The sequence below is a fragment of the Vibrio sp. Vb0888 genome (assembly GCF_033338835.1).
Taxonomy (GTDB): Bacteria; Pseudomonadota; Gammaproteobacteria; order Enterobacterales; family Vibrionaceae; genus Vibrio; species Vibrio alginolyticus.
The window spans coordinates 71365-89008 of sequence record NZ_JAWOTL010000013.1; the positions used below are offsets into that span (position 1 = coordinate 71365).

The 17644-nt window shown below is 45.0% G+C and carries 23 protein-coding genes; 8 read left to right on the forward strand and 15 right to left on the reverse strand.

Going from position 1 to position 17644, the window contains the following annotated elements; genetic code table 11:
* The first annotated feature begins 9 nt into the window (after positions 1 to 9).
* The 8 genes from R7P72_RS17395 (at position 10) to R7P72_RS17430 (ending at position 6775) form a co-directional block, all read left to right on the forward strand.
* Positions 10 to 1215 carry a type III secretion system needle length determinant gene (locus R7P72_RS17395; RefSeq protein ID WP_213907333.1) on the forward strand — a complete coding sequence of 402 codons (1206 nt, stop codon included), beginning with the start codon at positions 10 to 12 and terminating at the stop codon, positions 1213 to 1215.
* On the forward strand, positions 1212 to 2180 hold the full coding sequence (vscQ, locus tag R7P72_RS17400; protein ID WP_017634547.1) for a SctQ family type III secretion system cytoplasmic ring protein VscQ: 969 nt from the start codon (positions 1212 to 1214) through the stop codon (positions 2178 to 2180). The genes R7P72_RS17395 and vscQ overlap by 4 nt, the downstream gene beginning before the upstream one ends.
* Entirely contained in the window at positions 2177 to 2827 is a 651-nt protein-coding gene (gene vscR, locus R7P72_RS17405) for a SctR family type III secretion system export apparatus subunit VscR (RefSeq protein ID WP_005377232.1), read from the forward strand. Before vscQ ends, vscR begins: the two co-directional genes overlap by 4 nt.
* A 13-nt stretch (positions 2828 to 2840) precedes the next feature.
* On the forward strand, positions 2841 to 3107 hold the full coding sequence (vscS, locus tag R7P72_RS17410; RefSeq protein ID WP_005377227.1) for a SctS family type III secretion system export apparatus subunit VscS: 267 nt from the start codon (positions 2841 to 2843) through the stop codon (positions 3105 to 3107).
* The gene (gene sctT / locus R7P72_RS17415; protein ID WP_137282056.1) at positions 3104 to 3889 is read left to right on the forward strand and encodes a type III secretion system export apparatus subunit SctT; all 786 of its coding nucleotides are present in this window, start codon (positions 3104 to 3106) and stop codon (positions 3887 to 3889) included. The genes vscS and sctT overlap by 4 nt, the downstream gene beginning before the upstream one ends.
* 15 nt (positions 3890 to 3904) lie before the next feature.
* Positions 3905 to 4954: a SctU family type III secretion system export apparatus subunit VscU gene (vscU, locus tag R7P72_RS17420; protein ID WP_005387129.1), complete on the forward strand. Its 1050-nt coding sequence runs from the start codon at positions 3905 to 3907 to the stop codon at positions 4952 to 4954.
* Positions 4955 to 5055: 101 nt separating this feature from the next.
* Positions 5056 to 5766, forward strand: coding sequence for a helix-turn-helix domain-containing protein (locus R7P72_RS17425; protein ID WP_031781101.1), 711 nt, complete (start codon positions 5056 to 5058; stop codon positions 5764 to 5766).
* 106 nt (positions 5767 to 5872) lie between these two features.
* Positions 5873 to 6775, forward strand: a complete 903-nt coding sequence (locus tag R7P72_RS17430) for a DMT family transporter (RefSeq protein WP_394626712.1) — start codon at positions 5873 to 5875, stop codon at positions 6773 to 6775.
* 89 nt (positions 6776 to 6864) lie between these two features.
* On the opposite strand, the gene R7P72_RS17435 is transcribed toward R7P72_RS17430, so the two are convergent.
* From R7P72_RS17435 to sctD, 15 genes are all read right to left on the reverse strand, one after another.
* Positions 6865 to 8343, reverse strand: a complete 1479-nt coding sequence (locus R7P72_RS17435) for a hypothetical protein (RefSeq protein ID WP_005387135.1) — start codon at positions 8341 to 8343, stop codon at positions 6865 to 6867.
* Positions 8344 to 8352: 9 nt separating this feature from the next.
* Positions 8353 to 8811, reverse strand: a complete 459-nt coding sequence (locus R7P72_RS17440) for a CesT family type III secretion system chaperone (RefSeq protein ID WP_005377211.1) — start codon at positions 8809 to 8811, stop codon at positions 8353 to 8355.
* 230 nt (positions 8812 to 9041) lie between these two features.
* Entirely contained in the window at positions 9042 to 10019 is a 978-nt protein-coding gene (vopR, locus tag R7P72_RS17445; protein WP_054575036.1) for a type III secretion system effector VopR, read from the reverse strand.
* A gap of 10 nt (positions 10020 to 10029) precedes the next feature.
* Entirely contained in the window at positions 10030 to 10476 is a 447-nt protein-coding gene (locus R7P72_RS17450; protein ID WP_054575037.1) for a type III secretion system chaperone, read from the reverse strand.
* A 255-nt stretch (positions 10477 to 10731) separates the two neighbouring features.
* On the reverse strand, positions 10732 to 11895 hold the full coding sequence (locus R7P72_RS17455) for a VopS family T3SS effector adenosine monophosphate-protein transferase (protein ID WP_017821339.1): 1164 nt from the start codon (positions 11893 to 11895) through the stop codon (positions 10732 to 10734).
* A gap of 3 nt (positions 11896 to 11898) precedes the next feature.
* Entirely contained in the window at positions 11899 to 12330 is a 432-nt protein-coding gene (locus R7P72_RS17460) for a type III secretion system chaperone (RefSeq protein ID WP_054575038.1), read from the reverse strand.
* Between the two features lie 185 nt (positions 12331 to 12515).
* Positions 12516 to 13154, reverse strand: coding sequence for an HrpE/YscL family type III secretion apparatus protein (locus tag R7P72_RS17465; protein ID WP_005387146.1), 639 nt, complete (start codon positions 13152 to 13154; stop codon positions 12516 to 12518).
* Positions 13133 to 13798: a SctK family type III secretion system sorting platform protein VscK gene (gene vscK, locus R7P72_RS17470; protein ID WP_005387147.1), complete on the reverse strand. Its 666-nt coding sequence runs from the start codon at positions 13796 to 13798 to the stop codon at positions 13133 to 13135. The genes R7P72_RS17465 and vscK overlap by 22 nt, the downstream gene beginning before the upstream one ends.
* Positions 13791 to 14537 carry a type III secretion system inner membrane ring lipoprotein SctJ gene (gene sctJ, locus R7P72_RS17475; RefSeq protein ID WP_086012989.1) on the reverse strand — a complete coding sequence of 249 codons (747 nt, stop codon included), beginning with the start codon at positions 14535 to 14537 and terminating at the stop codon, positions 13791 to 13793. Before sctJ ends, vscK begins: the two co-directional genes overlap by 8 nt.
* Positions 14537 to 14881: a type III secretion system inner rod subunit SctI gene (sctI, locus tag R7P72_RS17480; RefSeq protein ID WP_005387149.1), complete on the reverse strand. Its 345-nt coding sequence runs from the start codon at positions 14879 to 14881 to the stop codon at positions 14537 to 14539. The genes sctJ and sctI overlap by 1 nt, the downstream gene beginning before the upstream one ends.
* An 8-nt stretch (positions 14882 to 14889) precedes the next feature.
* Positions 14890 to 15525 carry a YopR family T3SS polymerization control protein gene (locus R7P72_RS17485; protein ID WP_054575039.1) on the reverse strand — a complete coding sequence of 212 codons (636 nt, stop codon included), beginning with the start codon at positions 15523 to 15525 and terminating at the stop codon, positions 14890 to 14892.
* Positions 15522 to 15881, reverse strand: coding sequence for a YscG family type III secretion system chaperone (locus tag R7P72_RS17490; protein ID WP_054575040.1), 360 nt, complete (start codon positions 15879 to 15881; stop codon positions 15522 to 15524). Before R7P72_RS17490 ends, R7P72_RS17485 begins: the two co-directional genes overlap by 4 nt.
* Positions 15882 to 15884: 3 nt before the next feature.
* Positions 15885 to 16133 (reverse strand): type III secretion system needle filament subunit SctF, encoded by a 249-nt coding sequence (sctF, locus tag R7P72_RS17495; RefSeq protein ID WP_005377199.1) that lies wholly within the window; start codon positions 16131 to 16133, stop codon positions 15885 to 15887.
* An 18-nt stretch (positions 16134 to 16151) separates the two neighbouring features.
* Positions 16152 to 16355 (reverse strand): EscE/YscE/SsaE family type III secretion system needle protein co-chaperone, encoded by a 204-nt coding sequence (locus R7P72_RS17500; protein ID WP_017821343.1) that lies wholly within the window; start codon positions 16353 to 16355, stop codon positions 16152 to 16154.
* On the reverse strand, positions 16342 to 17643 hold the full coding sequence (gene sctD / locus R7P72_RS17505) for a type III secretion system inner membrane ring subunit SctD (RefSeq protein ID WP_054575041.1): 1302 nt from the start codon (positions 17641 to 17643) through the stop codon (positions 16342 to 16344). The genes R7P72_RS17500 and sctD overlap by 14 nt, the downstream gene beginning before the upstream one ends.
* Between the last annotated feature and the right edge of the window lies 1 nt (position 17644).

The following is a 17644-nucleotide window of genomic DNA, read 5'->3' on the forward strand; positions in this document are numbered from 1 at the left end:
AGGTTCACTATGCGCATTACCCCAACAACTGAAACATCGAATACGCTGCACAAATCAACGCCGGAACAAGCGCCTCTCGAGAAGGAGGCCGAGCTTCAATCACAATTCGAGCATGCAATGACGAAGAAGCCTAGCAAGGGAAAGGAGCCTATCGTTGGGAATCCCCAAAAAAATCATACTGGCGAAGAAGACATACCGCTAAGGCATAAGACATCTCAAGGTCTAGATAAGAAACTTAACCTATCGGACCAAGAAGCCAACGCTGACAAAAACATCTCCACTTTAAAAGGTCAAAGTGACGTCGTCAGTAAGAGAGATATAGAGAAATCGCAAGACGACGCAGCAAATAGCGAAGAAATAATTAGCAAAAACAATAAATTGCTTAAACATGATGGAAAAAGCGATGGCGACACAGTTCTAAGCTCCCCTTCTACCGAGCGTGTTGATCCTCACTTTCAAGCTCATTTGAAAGATGATAAACCGACGCCGATGGATAAACATACCTCGCCGGAGTATCTCTCTACGCTTGAATCTGGCTTGCTCCCCCAAAATGCGACAGCGACAGAGCTCGCTCAAGATGGGATTAACATTGTTGGCTTAACGAAAAGGCAAACTGAAAAAACGCACAATAAGCGTGCAACTCCGCCGCTACAGAATACAGGCAAACGATCAGACCAAACTGGTGGCCTGCCTGAAACCAAGCCTCTTGAAAAAATCGTGACGAAAAGCGCACTAGTCGCCGTTAAAACGGATGAAGAAAAAGTGCCTTCTCAACCCCTTGCAAGTGCGGTAACACAAGGCGATGTCATCCTAAAAAGTGTTGCTTCGCAGGCTCAACCAAGCCCAACGCGAGACGTAAACCAATTACTCCAGCAATTGGTGGATAAAATCTATGTTGCTCTGCCAACCGCATCGGACAACAAAGAGGTTCGGCTGTTTCTAAGTGAAGGACAATTAAAAGGTGGCGAAATCCACATCAAGTTGGACGCTCAAGGGTATAGCGTGACGATTCGACAAGAGCATGCCCTTTCCATTATTAGCCAGCAAGCTAGACAAGATCTTGCTGAACGGCTAAACCGATTCGGTGGTGAGCAGCCACTTCGCTTAGCGATCAGCGAACAAACTCAACAGCTCGATCAACAACAACATGAACAACAACACTCACGCCAACAACGCAGCGTGTATGAAGAATGGCAAGCGGAGAATGACCTATGACACCGTTAATAATACCCAAAGTGGATGCAGAAAGTATCGCGCTCAGCAATCAACTTTGTGCAAAACAGTGCCACTTCCAAGGGACTGATGGTCAGAGCGTATCGATTACTGTTGCTCAAATCCCTTCATTTGAAGGGTTCCGTTTAACCACGTTGATTGGAGGGCAAACCCTACAAGTAGACTTTTCTCGTGCGCAGCTCCAACATTGGCTGAAATCGACCTTAAATGCTACTGCGTTTGAGTCCCTGCCTAACTCCCTCCAGTTAGCACTTTTGAGCTCACAGATAGAACCGCATAGTGAGGCAATCAAAGCGCTATTTGGTCAGTTACCCATTCTTAGTCAACTACAGCCGTTAGAGGCGAGCCAGGCCCAAGAGCATACTTTAATGTTAACCCTCAATAAGCCTAACGGCTCTCTTTGTTTGTGGGTTAGCGAAGGATCAGACGTGTTGTTGGATGCGCTACCAAACAGCGCTGCTCTACAAGCTCGACACCTCGCTTTACCTGTGTGGTTAAGTCTTGGAAGGACCCATTTGACGTTAAGCGAATTTAATTCGCTCGAGCTGGGAGATGTCATCTTTTTTGACGATGGTTACATCGCCAAGCAACAAGCCATTTTTCAAGTATCTAACCAGAATCTCTGGCGCTGCCAACTGGATGACCAAACTCTTCACATTATGGAAAAAGAAACCAATATGAATGACGTAAACACTTCAGAAATGTTAACCGACCACCAGCAACTGCCTGTGGAACTCACGTTTGATATCGGCCATCAAACCATCACGCTAGAGCAGCTTAACCAGCTTCAGCCAGGGTACGTATTCGAGCTAAACCAGCCTGTATCTAAGCCGGTAACATTGCGTGCCAACGGCAAAATCATCGGCGAGTGTGAACTGGTTAATGTTAACGAACATTTAGGCGTGCGCGTACTGGAGCTGTTCGGTGGCACGCAGGAGCCAGCATGATCCAGTTACCCGACGAGCTCAATCTCATTGTCAGCTTAGCACTGCTGGCACTGATCCCATTTATCGCCATGATGGCGACGTCGTTTGTGAAACTCGCCGTTGTATTCTCACTGTTGCGCAACGCTCTCGGTGTACAGCAAATTCCGCCGAATATGGCGCTTTACGGATTGGCTATTATTTTGTCAATTTTCATCATGGCTCCCGTCGGGTTTGAAACCTACGACTACGTAAAGCAGCATGATATCTCCCTTGAAGATTCTGCAAGTGTAGAAGGCCTCATTGAAAGCGGTTTACAGCCTTATCGAGAATTTTTGAAAAAGCATATTCGGGAAACCGAAGCCATATTCTTCACTGATGCCGCACGCACATTGTGGCCACAGAAGTACGTAGACCGTTTAGAGTCGGACAGCTTATTGCTCTTACTGCCCGCATTTACCGTCAGCGAGCTTACTCGCGCTTTTGAAATTGGCTTTCTGTTGTACTTACCGTTCATCGCTATTGACCTAATTGTGTCGAATATCCTACTCGCGATGGGGATGATGATGGTATCGCCAATGACGATTTCCCTCCCCTTCAAATTGTTGCTTTTTGTCTTGCTTGATGGCTGGACAAAGCTCACCCACGGCTTAGTGTTGAGTTACGGTTAATCACGGAGAAAGTATGCATTCTGCTGAAATCATTCATTTCACGACTCAAGCATTAACCCTAGTGTTGTACTTGTCATTACCGCCGATTTTAGTCGCAGCATTGGTTGGTACATTGGTGTCGCTTATTCAGGCGTTAACTCAGGTCCAAGAACAAACGTTAGGCTTTGTGGTCAAGCTTATCGCGGTCATTATTACGCTGTTCGTCACAACGCAATGGCTTGGGGCAGAGCTCCACGCCTTCGCCTCGCTTGCCATGGATAAAATTCCTCAAATACGATGAGTTATCACGACTTACACCAGGCTTTATTTTTGTACAGCCTGACGTTACCTCGGTTAATGGCATGCTTCATCTTTTTGCCTATTTTGAGCAAGCAAATGCTAGGCGGCACCATGGTGAGAAATGGTGTGCTTTGCTCACTCGCGCTGTTTATATTTCCGATGATTAATCAGCAAAGCTTGCCCGCAGAAACCGACGGCATTTGGCTGATAGTGATTTTGGGTAAGGAGGTATTAATTGGGCTATTGATCGGGTTTGTTGCTGCTATCCCCTTTTGGGCGATAGAAGCGGCCGGTTTTCTGGTCGACAACCAACGTGGTGCTGCCATGGCAAGTATGTTTAATCCAACGCTAGGCTCACAATCCACACCAACAGCGGTATTGCTGACCCAAACGTTGATTACCCTGTTCTTCTCTGGCGGGGGCTTTGTCACTTTTATCTATGCGTTATTCAAAAGCTATACATCTTGGCCGATCGTGGACTTTTTCCCAACCGTTAGCGACGCATGGGTGAGCTTCTTCTACGCGCAATTTGAACAGCTTATGTGGCTTGGTGTGTTGATGTCCGCTCCACTAGTGTTGGCAATGTTTCTTGCTGAGTTTGGTCTGGCGCTTATCAGTCGTTTTGCACCGCAATTGAATGTTTTTTTCCTTGCCATGCCAATAAAAAGTGCCATCGCGAGTGTTTTACTGATCGTGTATCTCGGAATAATGATGGATCACTTTGAAGTACAGTTTTACGGCATTACCCGATTCGCAGAACAACTCAATACCATTTGGCAATAACGCTTAGGATTCTTTATGAGTGCAGAAAAAACAGAGCAACCCACCGCAAAAAAGTTACGCGATGCTCGGCAGAAAGGTCAGGTTGCCAAAAGCCAAGAAATCGTATCGTCTGCATTAATTTTGGCGCTCATAATTGTACTGTTTGCGTTCGCCGATTATTACATGTCGCACATCTCAGCGCTTATTCTCCTACCAAGTAAGCTTGCTTATCAGGGTTTCCAAGATGCGCTAGTCGATGTCGCTATCGCCATCGCAAAAGAAATTGCCTATCTACTCGCTCCGATTATTCTGGTTGCTGCACTCGTCGCCATCTTTTCCAATATGGGGCAGTTCGGGTTCCTATTTAGTGGTGAATCCGTTAAACCCGACATCAAAAAGATCAATCCCGTCGAAGGGGCCAAACGCATTTTTTCTCTTAAGAGTGTGATTGAGTTTATCAAGTCGATCCTTAAAGTCTCTCTTCTTTCCTGCATTATCTGGGTGACATTACGCGGTAACATCAACGCTTTAATGCAAATTCCAACTTGTGGGCTAGAATGTGTCCCGACCATTACTGGCGTCATGATTAAACAATTAATGATTATCTCTTCGGTAGGCTTCATCGTCATCGCTGCCGCAGATTTTGCGTACCAGAAATTTGATCACACGAAAAAGCTCAAAATGAGCAAGGACGAAGTGAAGCGCGAATACAAAGAGATGGAAGGCAGTCCAGAAATAAAAAGCAAACGTCGTCAGTTGCACCAAGAGCTACAAGCCTCCAATCAGCGCGAAAACGTTAAACGTTCTAATGTATTAGTTACAAACCCAACACATATCGCGGTTGGCCTTTATTACAAGAAAGGCGAAACGCCCCTGCCCGTCATCACTTTGATGGAAACCGATGCGGTAGCCAAACGTATGGTCGCAATCGCTAAAGAAGAAGGCGTTCCTGTGATGCAAAAAGTCCCTCTTGCTCGTGCACTATACGCCGACGGCAACGTCGACCAGTACATCCCAAGCGATCTTATTGAAGCAACTGCGGAAGTGCTTCGTTGGTTGGCCTCGTTAGAGTCCGAGGCGGACTGACAAACCACATCCCATTCAAGATCTGGGCTTACAACTGCCCAGCTTTCAACCTCGATACTTTCAACGCTATAATGCGGTATCCTTTAACTGTATGTTGTTTTATGAAATCTAGCTTAAGCATCCGCTCCTACACGAAACGTATGAGCCGACATACTCATAGTGATTATCATCAACTCGTGCTTCCTCTCCAGGGCAACATACATATTGATATGGATAGTTATGTCGGAAAGGTGGCGGTTGGCGACTGCATAGTCATCCCCAAAAGTTGTGCTCACGGTTTTAATGCCGAAGAGTCATCACGCTTTATTGTTGCGGATATGACCACTTTGCCCACTCATTTGATGGATAGTAGTGTGGCTGTGTTTTCGATTAGCCCGCCTCTACTGAGCTTTATCCAGTTTGTCGAAAAACAACTTGAGTATCAGGTTAATGATGAAATTGAAAACTCAATGGTTGCAACCTTCTATCTGTTGCTAGAGCAGCAAAAGCGGTCTCGCTCCGTAGATTCGCGTATTCGAGATGTACAGGTTGTGATCGCCGAGCAGCTTGATCAGCCACTCACCATTGCCTCATTAGCGAATGCCGCTTGCTTGAGTCCGACGCAGTTTAAAAAGCTTTTTAAAGAGCAGCTAAAAGTGAGCGTCCATAAGTACATTACACTACAACGTATGGAAAAAGCCAAAGCACTACTGACTCATACAGACCTTCCAGTTCAGTTGATAGCTGAACGAGTTGGCTATAGTGACCTTTCCGCGTTTAGTCGACGGTTTTCAATGCATTTTGGTATGTCTCCTAGAGAGTTTTCCCGGTAGTCACTAAAATAGTCCTCTGGAACAAGTATTCCGTCTTTTCAGCACAAAAATCTCTATCGCTTTCTTTTATTCTTTCTACCCTAAAACAGCCATTCACTAGGTAGAAATTACAGTGTTAAAAAAACATTTCACCGACTATCAATTAGGAACTTTATCCATACTTTTTGCTTCAACCCTGTGGGGAACGACGGGCACCGCTGCCAGCTTGGCACCGGATGTCAGTGCTCTCGCCATTGGCGCATTTTCTATGGGTATTGGTGGATTTATGCAAGCATGTCTGTCTGCGAAGTCACTGAAGAGAGATTTTCGAAAAGTCGCACATAAGAAGAAAACGTTACTGGTTAGTATTATCGCCTTAGCCACCTACCCACTGGCTTTTTATTCATCAATGCGATTCGCCGGTGTGGCTATTGGTACGGTTGTTTCTATCTCCACTGCACCTTTCTTTTCTGCTTTGTTAGAGTGTCTCTTTAGCCGAAATCAGACCATAACCAAGCGCTGGATGATGAGTTTCGCAATCGGGGTCATTGGCATTACCTTGTTGCTGGCTTCTGAGTCATCCGCAAATAGCTTATTTGATCAGGATATGAAGCATTGGGGTGTATTACTTGGCCTATTTGCAGGTCTGACGTACGCCATTTACTCATGGGGAGTAAAGGCTATGATTGACCACGGCATTGAATCGCAAACGGCCATGGGAAGTGTTTTTGGTATTGGTGGAGTTTTGCTTCTACCAACACTTTTCATCACGGGTGATAATCTATTTGCATCGTCAACGAATACGACGGTCATGCTCTACATGGCCTTGATTCCAATGGGGTTAGGTTACGTCGCTTTTGGGTTTGGGTTACGATTTGTTACAGCCAGTGGAGCTAGCATACTCACGCTATTTGAACCTGTTATCGCAGCAGCACTAGCAGTTGCGATTGTTGGGGAAGAAATTTCTTTCATTGGTTGGGTTGGTATAACGTTGACACTTGTGTGTTTGTTTCTTCAGTCGAAAAATTAAATTCAATGGCGATGAGCCAGCCCCAAAAAGTAACGCTGACGGTAGATAAAGTAAGGAGCAGCACCTACTCCCTACTTTACCATTTGAAATTACACCCAGCCTTCTGCCAAGTACATCAATCGCAATTGACTTGGTGAGCCTAGTTTTTCTAGCGCATCTAATTGGACGTCACTCAGGTTTGGGCATTTATCAAGATAAACCCGTCCGTTTGCTGCATCTAGGGGGAGCTTGTAGGTGAGCTTTTCGTTGATTTTACTTGCTTCCCCTTTATCAATCGCTCGAACAGCTGGCATGAGCCAATCCCAATCTTCTCCTAACAGTTTTTTAAACGCCCCGTTAGCAATAGACTCGGTTTTACTTGGTGCATCCTCTGGGCTTAGCTTCAAGATAGAGTCTACGTCAGGAACCAAGTGCTCACTTGGCTCTGAACCCAACATCTTTTTCAGTGTTAATCGAGCGGCTTCCATCTCTTGTGCCTCTTTAGGCGCTTGAGGAGAAGTCATTGCAGTATTCTCCTTAGGGCCAAGGTACGCCATTAATGCGCGGACAGAAGCCGGATCTTGCATACTGAAGGTAAAGTCTCCTTTTGCATTGGAAACTTCAAGTCTAGGTAAAACACCAGACATTTCGCCTTGCATAAGTTGCTCTTTTACTTCCGTATTTAGCCCGTATGCCCCAGCTTGGTTCGCCACAAAGCCACCGCCACTCATGATAGCAGTCGTTGCCGCAGAACCGATTGCCTCTTTTGCTATCGGTGTGACGCCCACCGTTGCTACAGAGCTAACACCGAACGTGCCCAGGCTCCCCGTCGCCATACCTAACGTAGCTCCAATGCCACCTTCAGCCGACAGTATCGCATGACCTTGAGCCAAGGTTTGCTGCATCGGCATAGAAAGACGTTGATCTCGCCCTGGCAACTGTGAAATTTGTTCTAACTGATGATGGTAAGCCTCAGCATCACCATTTACGGCCGCTTTGTGCAACTCTCGACCTGTAGAAATCAATAAGCCAACGCCAGGTAATGCCAAGTTAATAACGGCGTTAACACCAGAACCTTTTAGCTTTTCTTTGCCCATCTGCAGCAGTTCAGCAGCAAAGCCATCCATTTTTCCCGGATACTGGGCTTCTAAACTCACCTGCATACGCGGATCTTTGCTGATCGCATCAAACGTATTTTTAAGCTGCTGGTACGTATCGCTGCTCACTTTTATTTCATCCAATAGGCTGACAACTTCTAAGATTTTACGCTCAGTAAGTGGCTCACCGCGATAGCCTGAAGGACTCACTAGGGAGTAAGCCAACAGCGCAACCTCAGGTTTTTCTTGCTTAAGTAGCGCCTGCTTTAAATCAAGGTGAGTTTTGATGTTTTCTTGGAAAAACTTAGTGTATTTGCTTCTCAATACGCCTTCGTGAATAGAAGCAAACTTATGACCTTTGTGGAATGTGGAAGGTTCTTTTACTTCACCTCTTTTACTGATCACTCGATCATCTTTTTGCGCAGCAACTGCACGAAACTGTTCTAGATCAGGTACTGGGCTTTGGCTGATTTTTTGTGTTGTATTAACCATTTTTCTCTCCTACACACGAAGTGATTGAACATGAGCTTGTTCATGATTAGAGGTGGTTGGAATCGCTTGATCCAACATTGCGAAACGCGCTTGCCACAGCTCGGCCTGTTCAATAACTTCGTGAAACCAAGCGGTAAGGTTCGTCGTATTTAGATGCTCAACGGGTTTACGTCCTGCTAAGACAAGCTGTCGACCGTTTGGAGCCAAAGCAAGTGCGAGGTTGCCACTACCAATTCCTTGATAGTTAGCATGAGCAAGAAGCTCTAAACCTTTTAGTCGTTGTTCACCGGATTTTTCTAACCCTCCGAACGTTACAGACAACATCAAATCATCCGTATCTGTCGCGATGAAATACAACATGTAGCGATCATCGACCAGTAGCTGACAACGTTCATTTTCTTCAAAATTCAGTTCGGGCAACTCATTGAGTTGGCAAAACTCCAAGAGCAGTTGTTGAATCGTGTTCATAACTTTTTCCTTTTGTTTCAATAACTCTATTGAACAACGATTGCAGATTGAACGATGTCGGTAATGGCTTTATTTTTGTCACTTTTTCGCCTTCATTGTGAGGTTTTCCGCAGAAATCTCGCTCTAAAATCGAGTTGCCAGAGTAATAAAAAAGAGCAGCTCAGAGCTGCTCTTTCAATAAAGGTTAGATGCTTAGCATGGTGTATTTGCTCACTTCTTTTGCAGAGTGACTAACCCAGTTTATGGCTATCAAAAATGACTTCTGTTGGCGGGAACATATTCGAAACAGGTGGTCGTTGTGCATCTCCAAACATTGGTGCACCGAATGCAGATGTCGCCCACGGGTCAACAATTTTCACATCCTTACTCCACGTTGATGGATCTTTTATGTCGCTCCCCTCTTGTCGACCAACCAGTACATAAAGGTGTGTACCTGAATGACCCTTTTTAAACGCAACCACTTCTACTTTGGGTTCACTTTCAGGTGTTCCTGACATGCCTTGAATCATCTCAGCGGCGGCAGCAAAGGCAAATGTAGTACAGCAGCCAGCTTTCGCGGTTTGTACTGCCTTAGCAATGTTCTGTAGAGTGCTTAATTGCGGTGCGGTTCCTCTTTGTGCTGCAGCTTGAACTCCGTTTGCGGACATCGTCGCTCTGTGATCTTGCATGATTCGCGCTTGATCCGCGTGAAGCTCTTTTAGTCGTGGCTTTCCTTTTGTTTCATAAAACTGTGACCCCTTAACACCGAACGTATTTAAGTCCGTACAGGCAAAATCACCAAGCTTTTGAAGGTTGGCTTTATGTTCGTTGATAAGCGCGACACTCGATGAGGCTTTATTGGTTTTGGAAGAAGAGGCTGCCGTTTGTGAAGTGGGCCAATTTGAGCTAGGACCAGACGACAATCTCTCAAGATTTTTCAGGCTCCCAAGCGTTAACTTGTTTTCACCGTTCAACACATTTTTCAGCATCAGCTTCGCAACATCTTTAGGAATACCCTGCTTAGTAAGCAGGTTCACTACAATATCTTTCGCTTTATTCTGGTGGCTAATACGCGCGCTGATACTTTTATTTTTTGGTGCGCCCTCTTTAACAAAAATATCTTTACCGTTGTGTGCTCGAACCTCTTTGTCGTCAGCTTGATTTTGTGTCGACAAATGTGACGTTAACTGACTCAACGAGTGCATTTGCGATGTATTAATATTGACCATGTGTGATGCCTTAAACTTGAATAAATGCGTGTACGTCTGTTTGGCTAAAATCTACAACCGTGTTGTTTTGAAATAACTGTCCCCAAGTATCAACTAATTCGTTCAACTGAATGATTAAGTTAGCAATGTTGGTGAGTTCACTTCCAGCCGCGATAGCAACTTGAAGAACAACGTCTTTGCGTGTTGGATTCACACAAAACTGCACACCACCTGTTTCTCGATACAAGAAGTTGTATTCAAGTAAAACTTGAAGTTTATCTAGCGTAATATCATCTTGTTCTATAAGCAGGTTTTTGGAAATCAATAACTCGCCTTTTTCCTCTACGAGCAGAACATCGACACTGTTGTTTTCAGCAAAATGCAGTGACCACATTTGATTGTCATACGCTGTCACGCGCTCAAGGTTCAGCACTTCTCCTAGCTCAGAGAGAAGTATATTAATCTTTCCTGTATCCATGTTGTGTCCTGTCTAATTTATTATAACTAAGTGACATCGATATATTTATTGCAGCGAAGCCACTTGGGTATAACGGCTCATTTAAATAAGCGTATAAGGATAAAAGAGATTTTATGGCGAGATAGAAACCGACACTTTATTTCAACGTCTCATTTTTATTGCTATTAGCCGTTTTATTGAGAAGAAAAATTAAGGTTAAGCTGGAAAATAAAAGAGCGGCAATCGCCGCTCCAAAAATTAAATAGAAGTAAAAAATCACTTAATACCGTGAAGGCTATTTTCTGCATCCATAGCTAAAGGATTGAACGAGTCGTTACGAAGTTCTGCTATCGCGTATAGCATGCGACCCATGCGACCATTTCCATCGGTAAAGCCATGGTACCCGATAACTCCGGCGAACAAATGCTTACCTAAGTCTTTATCTTCTACAGGGTTCTCTTTCAAAAAGCCTTCAATGTGCTGCTTTAACATGCCCTCACCGCCAATACTTGAAGGCAAAGTGCCACCCGAAATATTTGGCCCTCGGTAATCACGCTCAACATTAGGCACCAATCGAGCGTGTAGCTCTTTTAGGTTTTCCATATTCAATAAATCTTTACCATTAGACGCGTATTCTTTCAGTAAAGACGTAATATTTTCGGCATCGTTTCCTTTAGAGTTAGAAGCATTAATGATCCACGCCGCAGCTCTTTCAACATTATTGGTTACGCCACTTTTGTTAAACGCGTCCTCTGCCAGTCCTTCAGCGTATACACCTTGGCTTAGATCGGTGCTTGCTAGACCTTCGATATGACGTTGCGCCGATTTAAGATGCATCACCTCCATATCAAACACCGCTTGCATTTGATTAATGCTACCTGCCGGGTTTTTCTGCGCTGCAGATACACCACCGCCGTAGTCTTTTACTACACGTCCAGCAAGCAACTTCGCTGCACTTTCGCCAATCAGTGATGTGAGGTTTTTACCAGAATCGGTTTCTAACATTGCCTCTGTCATCGCTCGCTCAGCTAACTGGTTTAGCTCAGCAGAGTTCGACTGAACTGATTTACTGTCTAACTTCGCAAAGGCATTTAAGACATCTGATGCGGTTTTTATGCTTCCATCTTTGAAGAACATTTGTCCATGCTCAACAGAAGAAGCAGCTTGTAAACGCTGAGCTTGTCCTTGCTCATTATCAAATACGGCTTTTGTAAGGGCTTTCGCTACCGATTGTGGGCTACCTTCGCGAAACAGTTTTCCTGTCGCTTCAAAAAATCGCGCTACCGCACCATTCGTAGGATTGGCGCGAGTAAATTCTTGGGTCGCTGCGTTGATTTGGTATTCTTTGCCACCAATACTCAGCTTACCTTCGTTAAGTATCTCGTTACGAGCTTGCGGCATGGCGACCTGCAACGCGCTAACACTTCCAAAACTGATCATGCTTTAAACCCTTAATGTGGAAAAATGAGTGGTATTCGTTTCCGGTACTTCGATTGTTTTATTGGTTACTTCTTGTGTATTCGCACTTTTTAACCACTCGATGAAATTCGCAAATGACTCATCGAAAAAAGATGCAGTTAGCAGTTGCTGAGGCAGGTGTATGAAACCGATATATCCGGTCTCTTCCTCCCAGCATACCGCTGGAGAGCCTTGCGTTAAGGCACCTTTCATATGTTGATGCAAAATATCAGCACTCGGTTTATCACCTGAAATTAGCCCGATAAGCGTCACACGATCTTCTTGTGCACGAATTGTGATTGCTGTGTTTTGCTCAACGAGTAGATGGCAACAATCATCCTCATCAAAAACCAACGGCTCCAATTGGCAGCGGCTGGCAAAATCTGTCAGTAAAGAAGTTATAAATCCATTAGCCATTCAACTAAATAATCCTATTTTTGTTGTTTTAGAGGCGCTGCTTGGTTGCAACACTTATCAACTAAGCAGCTTTCTTAGGTGTATTCTTAAGGATTTATGGCAGTGAATATTTTAGAAATGGTCGGATTTTTTTTGTTTAAAGGCATTAAAATGAAAAAACTCAGCAAGTGCTGAGTTTTTGAGGTTTATTCATGAATCGTAATTTTACGCTCGCTGAGCTGCTTCACCATGGCTTGCTTTAATGCATGCAGCTGTCCATCAATACTGGCGTCGATGATCCCAACTTCTGTTTCCAAAATGCAGCCTCCATTTTTCAAGCGCGCATCTGCTACCACGTCAACGTAACCGACTTCAGGGAAATCACTTAATACACCAGCCACCTTTTCTCTCACCTCAACAACCTGCTCTGGGTGGACATGTAAAATGACCTGCTTTTGGTTACTCACCAGTTGCAACGCTTCTCGAACTACACTCACCGTGGTATCGACATCATCGAAGGTATCGATGATCTTACGTACTGCTTCTAACACCACACCTGTCATTTTTTCTTCGACTTGCTGATAGTAGTCATTACAACGTGCTAAGGTTTCAACCATCGTTTGCGCATTTTCAATCTTGGCTTGTGCAAGGCCATCTTGATAACCACGTTGTTTTTCGGTTTCGTAGGCTTGTTGGGCATTAGCAATGATGCTTTCAGCTTTGGAGTTCGCGGCTTCAACTAAGTGTTGCGAATCCAGATAACTGGCATAATCTTTCGCTTTCAGCACCTTTAAGCCAGGTGCCAGCTGCAAATTGTCTGTTTTTATTTCAACAAATGAAACCATTGAGGAATAACCTGTTTTGCGATTTTTTTTGTGAGTCGATACGCCAGATCTCGTTGATCCGCTTCCAACCAGTTAGCTGTTTCTGCGTTTTCGCTAAGTTGCTTTTCTAATTTGAATTGCCAACGAAGAACAACATCTTCCGGTGAGTTAATCAAAATAAACCTCATCCAAAAATATCCCAGCGCCCTCATACTTGCTTCAACAGACCTTTCATCCAATAGTTCTGGTAACGAACGCTGCCAGCCTTGCGGCCAACTGGATAACAGCATAGGCCCGTTTTGAATTAAGAACCGAGCGCCTTCCAAACCAAAAACGTTGTTCAGAACCTGTTTCGGGCGTTTTAAAACAACGCCTCGCATTGCCACACAATGTAAAGCTCCGCCCACCATCAATACGAGTTGGTTCAACGCATCCGCTGGGAGCAACGCCAAGCTATGGCAAGGTTTGTTAAAAGCCGTCTCAGGAACGGGAGATAACGCCCACTCATTTATGCACCATTGGTTAAACATGGGGTTATCTCTCCAGCCTTCGATATTTAGTAACCAAGGCTGCTTTTGCTCTATCCAACTTCTATGGATGTACTGGCAAGGCGCATAGTTAAACTGGTGTTGTACCTGCGCGAGTGGTGTTTCTGGTTTAACCACGCTTCGTGTTCCTACGACACCATGTAAAAGTAGCGATATTCGAGCCGATGAGTGCCGCTACCAAGAACACCAAAATGGCGATAAGATTATTCGCCGTCTCTTTGGTGACCTGAACCGACAAAATGCTTTTAAATTGATTGTTTTGAGTAGCAACTCGAACCTCTGATGAGGGTACCATCACTACGCTGATTCGATCGTAGTTCAGCCCCTCAATGCTATTGTTCACTAATAATTTGATCTGCGGAACATATGAATCAAGCGCAATATCTGCTGCGTGTTTAATAAATACGGAGGCAGAAGCTGGAGTTGGGCGCTCTCCTGGACGCAGATCTTGATCTTCCAAAACAACATGAACACGTGCCACCAGCACGCCATCAATCTGAGATAAGGTTGACGAGAGCTCTTGAGATTTCGCGTACACCAAACGGGCTCGTTCTGCTAATGGTGACGAGATCAAATCGTCTTTAGGAAACACCTCTTTCAGTGTAGAAAACTGCTCTCTTGGATAACCTTTTCGCTTTAGCGCATCTACCGCAAAGGCGATTTGAGAACTGTCTACCATTAACTTGACGGTGTTGTCTTTGTCAGGTTCTTTTGTTGCAACGACACCTTCGGATAGTAAGATCGACAACATCTCATTACCCTCTTTCTGAGTAACGTTGGTGTATAACTCGGTCTGACAACCTACCAGAAACAACGTGAGCATGATGAAAACTGCTCTCATTTTATTCATCATCACTATTGTGCCTTCAATAAGGTTTCTACGTTTTGTGTGGTTTTACCCACGGTTTTCGCGATCAGCTCTTCTTGAAAAGTAATGCGTGTCAGCGCCCACTGCATTTGCAGTAATTGCGCCGGATCATCACCCACCATCTTCATGTTGTCTTGCAGGTTACTTTTCGCGTTATCGATAGTGTTTTTCAACTCGCTGATGTTTTCTAGCAAACCTCCCTCCAGGCCATTACTTGCCTCGGGAACCGACATGGCTTGCTCAAAACGTTCGCTTAAACCGTCTTCGACTTGCGCATCCTGTAACTTATCAATGTTGGTTTGCATCACCTCGGTGTACTGCGTGTTTATCATATGTACTCCTAAGATAAATCTAACTTGTGACTGTGAGTCATGATGTTTTTCACCATCGCATTTTTTTGGATCATGAAGCTAAGTTCATCACGAACCATGTCCAGTGTTGATGCCATATCAGGTAACGACTTCAACTCTGCCCAGCAATGCCATAAGGCTTGTTCTTTCTGGGCACCCAGTGGAAAATGCTGCGCTAGCATTGCTTTTAGTGCTGTTTTATCAGCAGGTGGTTCGGCAATAAGCTGTCCCGAAAAACTCCCTAGTAACTCCTGCTTCAACACCTTTAACAAATCAGATTGTGGCTGTTCGTTGCCTTTTGCACTCTTCGCCTCATGAAAGGCGTACCACATTGCCTCTCGTTTAACTTGAGGGTCGGAAAACGCTTCATTTAACGACGATAAGACACTTTGTTTACTGACAACCTCTGCGTCTTTTAATGATTCATACCACGCTTTGATCTCCGCCAGTTTCGCTTCTGTTTTCTCTAGCGTCTCTTTTGGAGAAACATGTGAAACTTGCTCTTGCTTGTCACTTCGCTCCATGAGTGCTTTCATCTTGTCTTCATCGCTCCGCTCATAATGGCGCGACTCCGACTGGCGCAAAGATTGGTGTTGAAGACCTAGGTTACTCGAATCAATGATCATCCAAGATTCCTAATCTCCTGAGACAAGCTCGCAGCAAATGCTTGGCTTTCTTCGCTTCCTTGTGACGCAAGTTCTACCCAGCTTTCCGCTTTGCTCAGTAAACCGGCTTTGGCAGAAGCAAGAGCCGCTAAGCTGATCAGATCTGGATAGGCGTTACAAAGTGGTTCGAGTAATTGATGAGCCTCTTCATACAAGCCTTTATTCATGAGGCTCATTGCACGAATCATCGCAACGGTCTCTTCAGAACCTGAGCTTGCTTCAAGGCCATCTGCAATCGTGTTGGCTTCTTGATGACGATGCATACCTGTTGCCATCAGCGCGATTTCAGCCAGCAGTTGGCGCGTTTCTCGTTCCATGCTTTACACCTTCTGGAGAATCGACTGCATCACATCTTTAATCGCACGAGTGGTGGTCGCATTGATATTGTAAACAACAGACCATTTGTTGATCGCGTGCTGAAGCTCGGCAAGCTTTGATGGATCATCGGCATTGGTTTCTAGGTTCTTGATGGCTGCCGTCACTTCTGTGTTAGCATCTTTCGCTTGTTGTTCTAACTTAGCTTTAACATCATCAAGGTTTACACTGTTACTAGCATCGTAAAATGACATAAGACTTCCTCGTATTTTTTAGTTAGCTTCGTATGATTCAACGACCGCATAGGCGGCTGTGTAAGCTTCATACTGTTTGAGTAGCAATTGGTACTGCTGTGGTGAGCACCCTAAATCCAACTGACGTTTCACCACCGCTTGTGCTTCTAAGAGCTTGCTCTTAATCTTGTGCACTTCCGCACCGTTTGTGTCGTTATTTAAAATTTGTTCAAGATTTGTCATTGTTCGTCTCGCCTTCATATCCGAGTTCTATTGTTATCACCCGCCCGCCTTTAACCAACTCAATACCAGCAGGTGTAACACTGGATATTCGGTAGCCCTGAGGCGTTCTTGCACCGACCATATAGCGAACGTTATCGGTCAGAATCACATATGGAACCTGGCCAAAGTTAACGCTACGAAACGGGAAATCGATGTTGGTGCCTTTACTCACCTTAGGTATGGATTTCAAAACTAAGTACGGTTTCTCACCATATTGTTCCCGGAAGTCTCGGGTCACACCGTAAAATCGAGTCGTTTCGATATCATCAAGCTCACCACGAACTTCGATGCGATCACCGCTGGTGACCAACTGGACTTTCTTCAGTAGCTCCGCATCCGTTAATAACGCTTTTAGCGTATCCATGTAGGCACCCGCTCGCTGCAGTTCAACCTTCCACGCAATAAGACCCGGCACGTCTCGCTCCAAGATTTGTTCAACTTGGTTCCAGTGGCTTGCATCATCGATATAGCCCGTCAGCAGCAGTGTGCCGGTCTCATCGCCATTTTCGACTTTCACTTGGTGATAGCCGAGGTTGCGCAAAATAAATCGAACCCCGCGACGGATTTCTTCCATCGTTCTTAAGTCACTTTTGTAATTGATGCCCAATACATCAATTCGACCAAGCAAATCGAGTTTCTGTGTTCGGTCTTCAACATAGCCCTCTAAGACTGCTTGGCGTGCGGCGGCATTCCATTCCACGCGAACGTCGCTAAGTTTGAGCTCGCCTAAGATGTTACGTACCAAAACAATGGGTTCTGCTTCTGTAACAATTTCATTGTTGTTTCCGTTAGCTTGGCTGTACCACATACCGGCAAAAATGACACTCGGGACAAAACTACAAAGCAAAGCGATGAGCGTTGTTTTTTTCCAGCTAGAGCGTTGCACAGCAACCACAGGTGTATTCTGTTGGCTAGATTCGTCGCTGACGTTACTCACAATTACCGCATCTTCCGCGTATCCCAGAGCGAACTTCACAACGCCGACCGAGACAACAGCATGGCGTGACAACTCGATACCATCGCCTGCAACAGCGATGTCTTCACTGTTAATATTTGCCTCTTCGCAGCCTCGTAAAATGACCGAGTCTTGCTGGCAAACGAGGGTGAAATGGTTCGCTTCGACCCCAGCATCAGACAGTACAAGATCAGCAATAAAGTCGTCACTGCCAAGCACGAGAGCACCTTCAGGTAAGGTGACTTCTACTCCGGTATGCACGCCTGATAAAATACGAATTTTCCATTGCTGCATC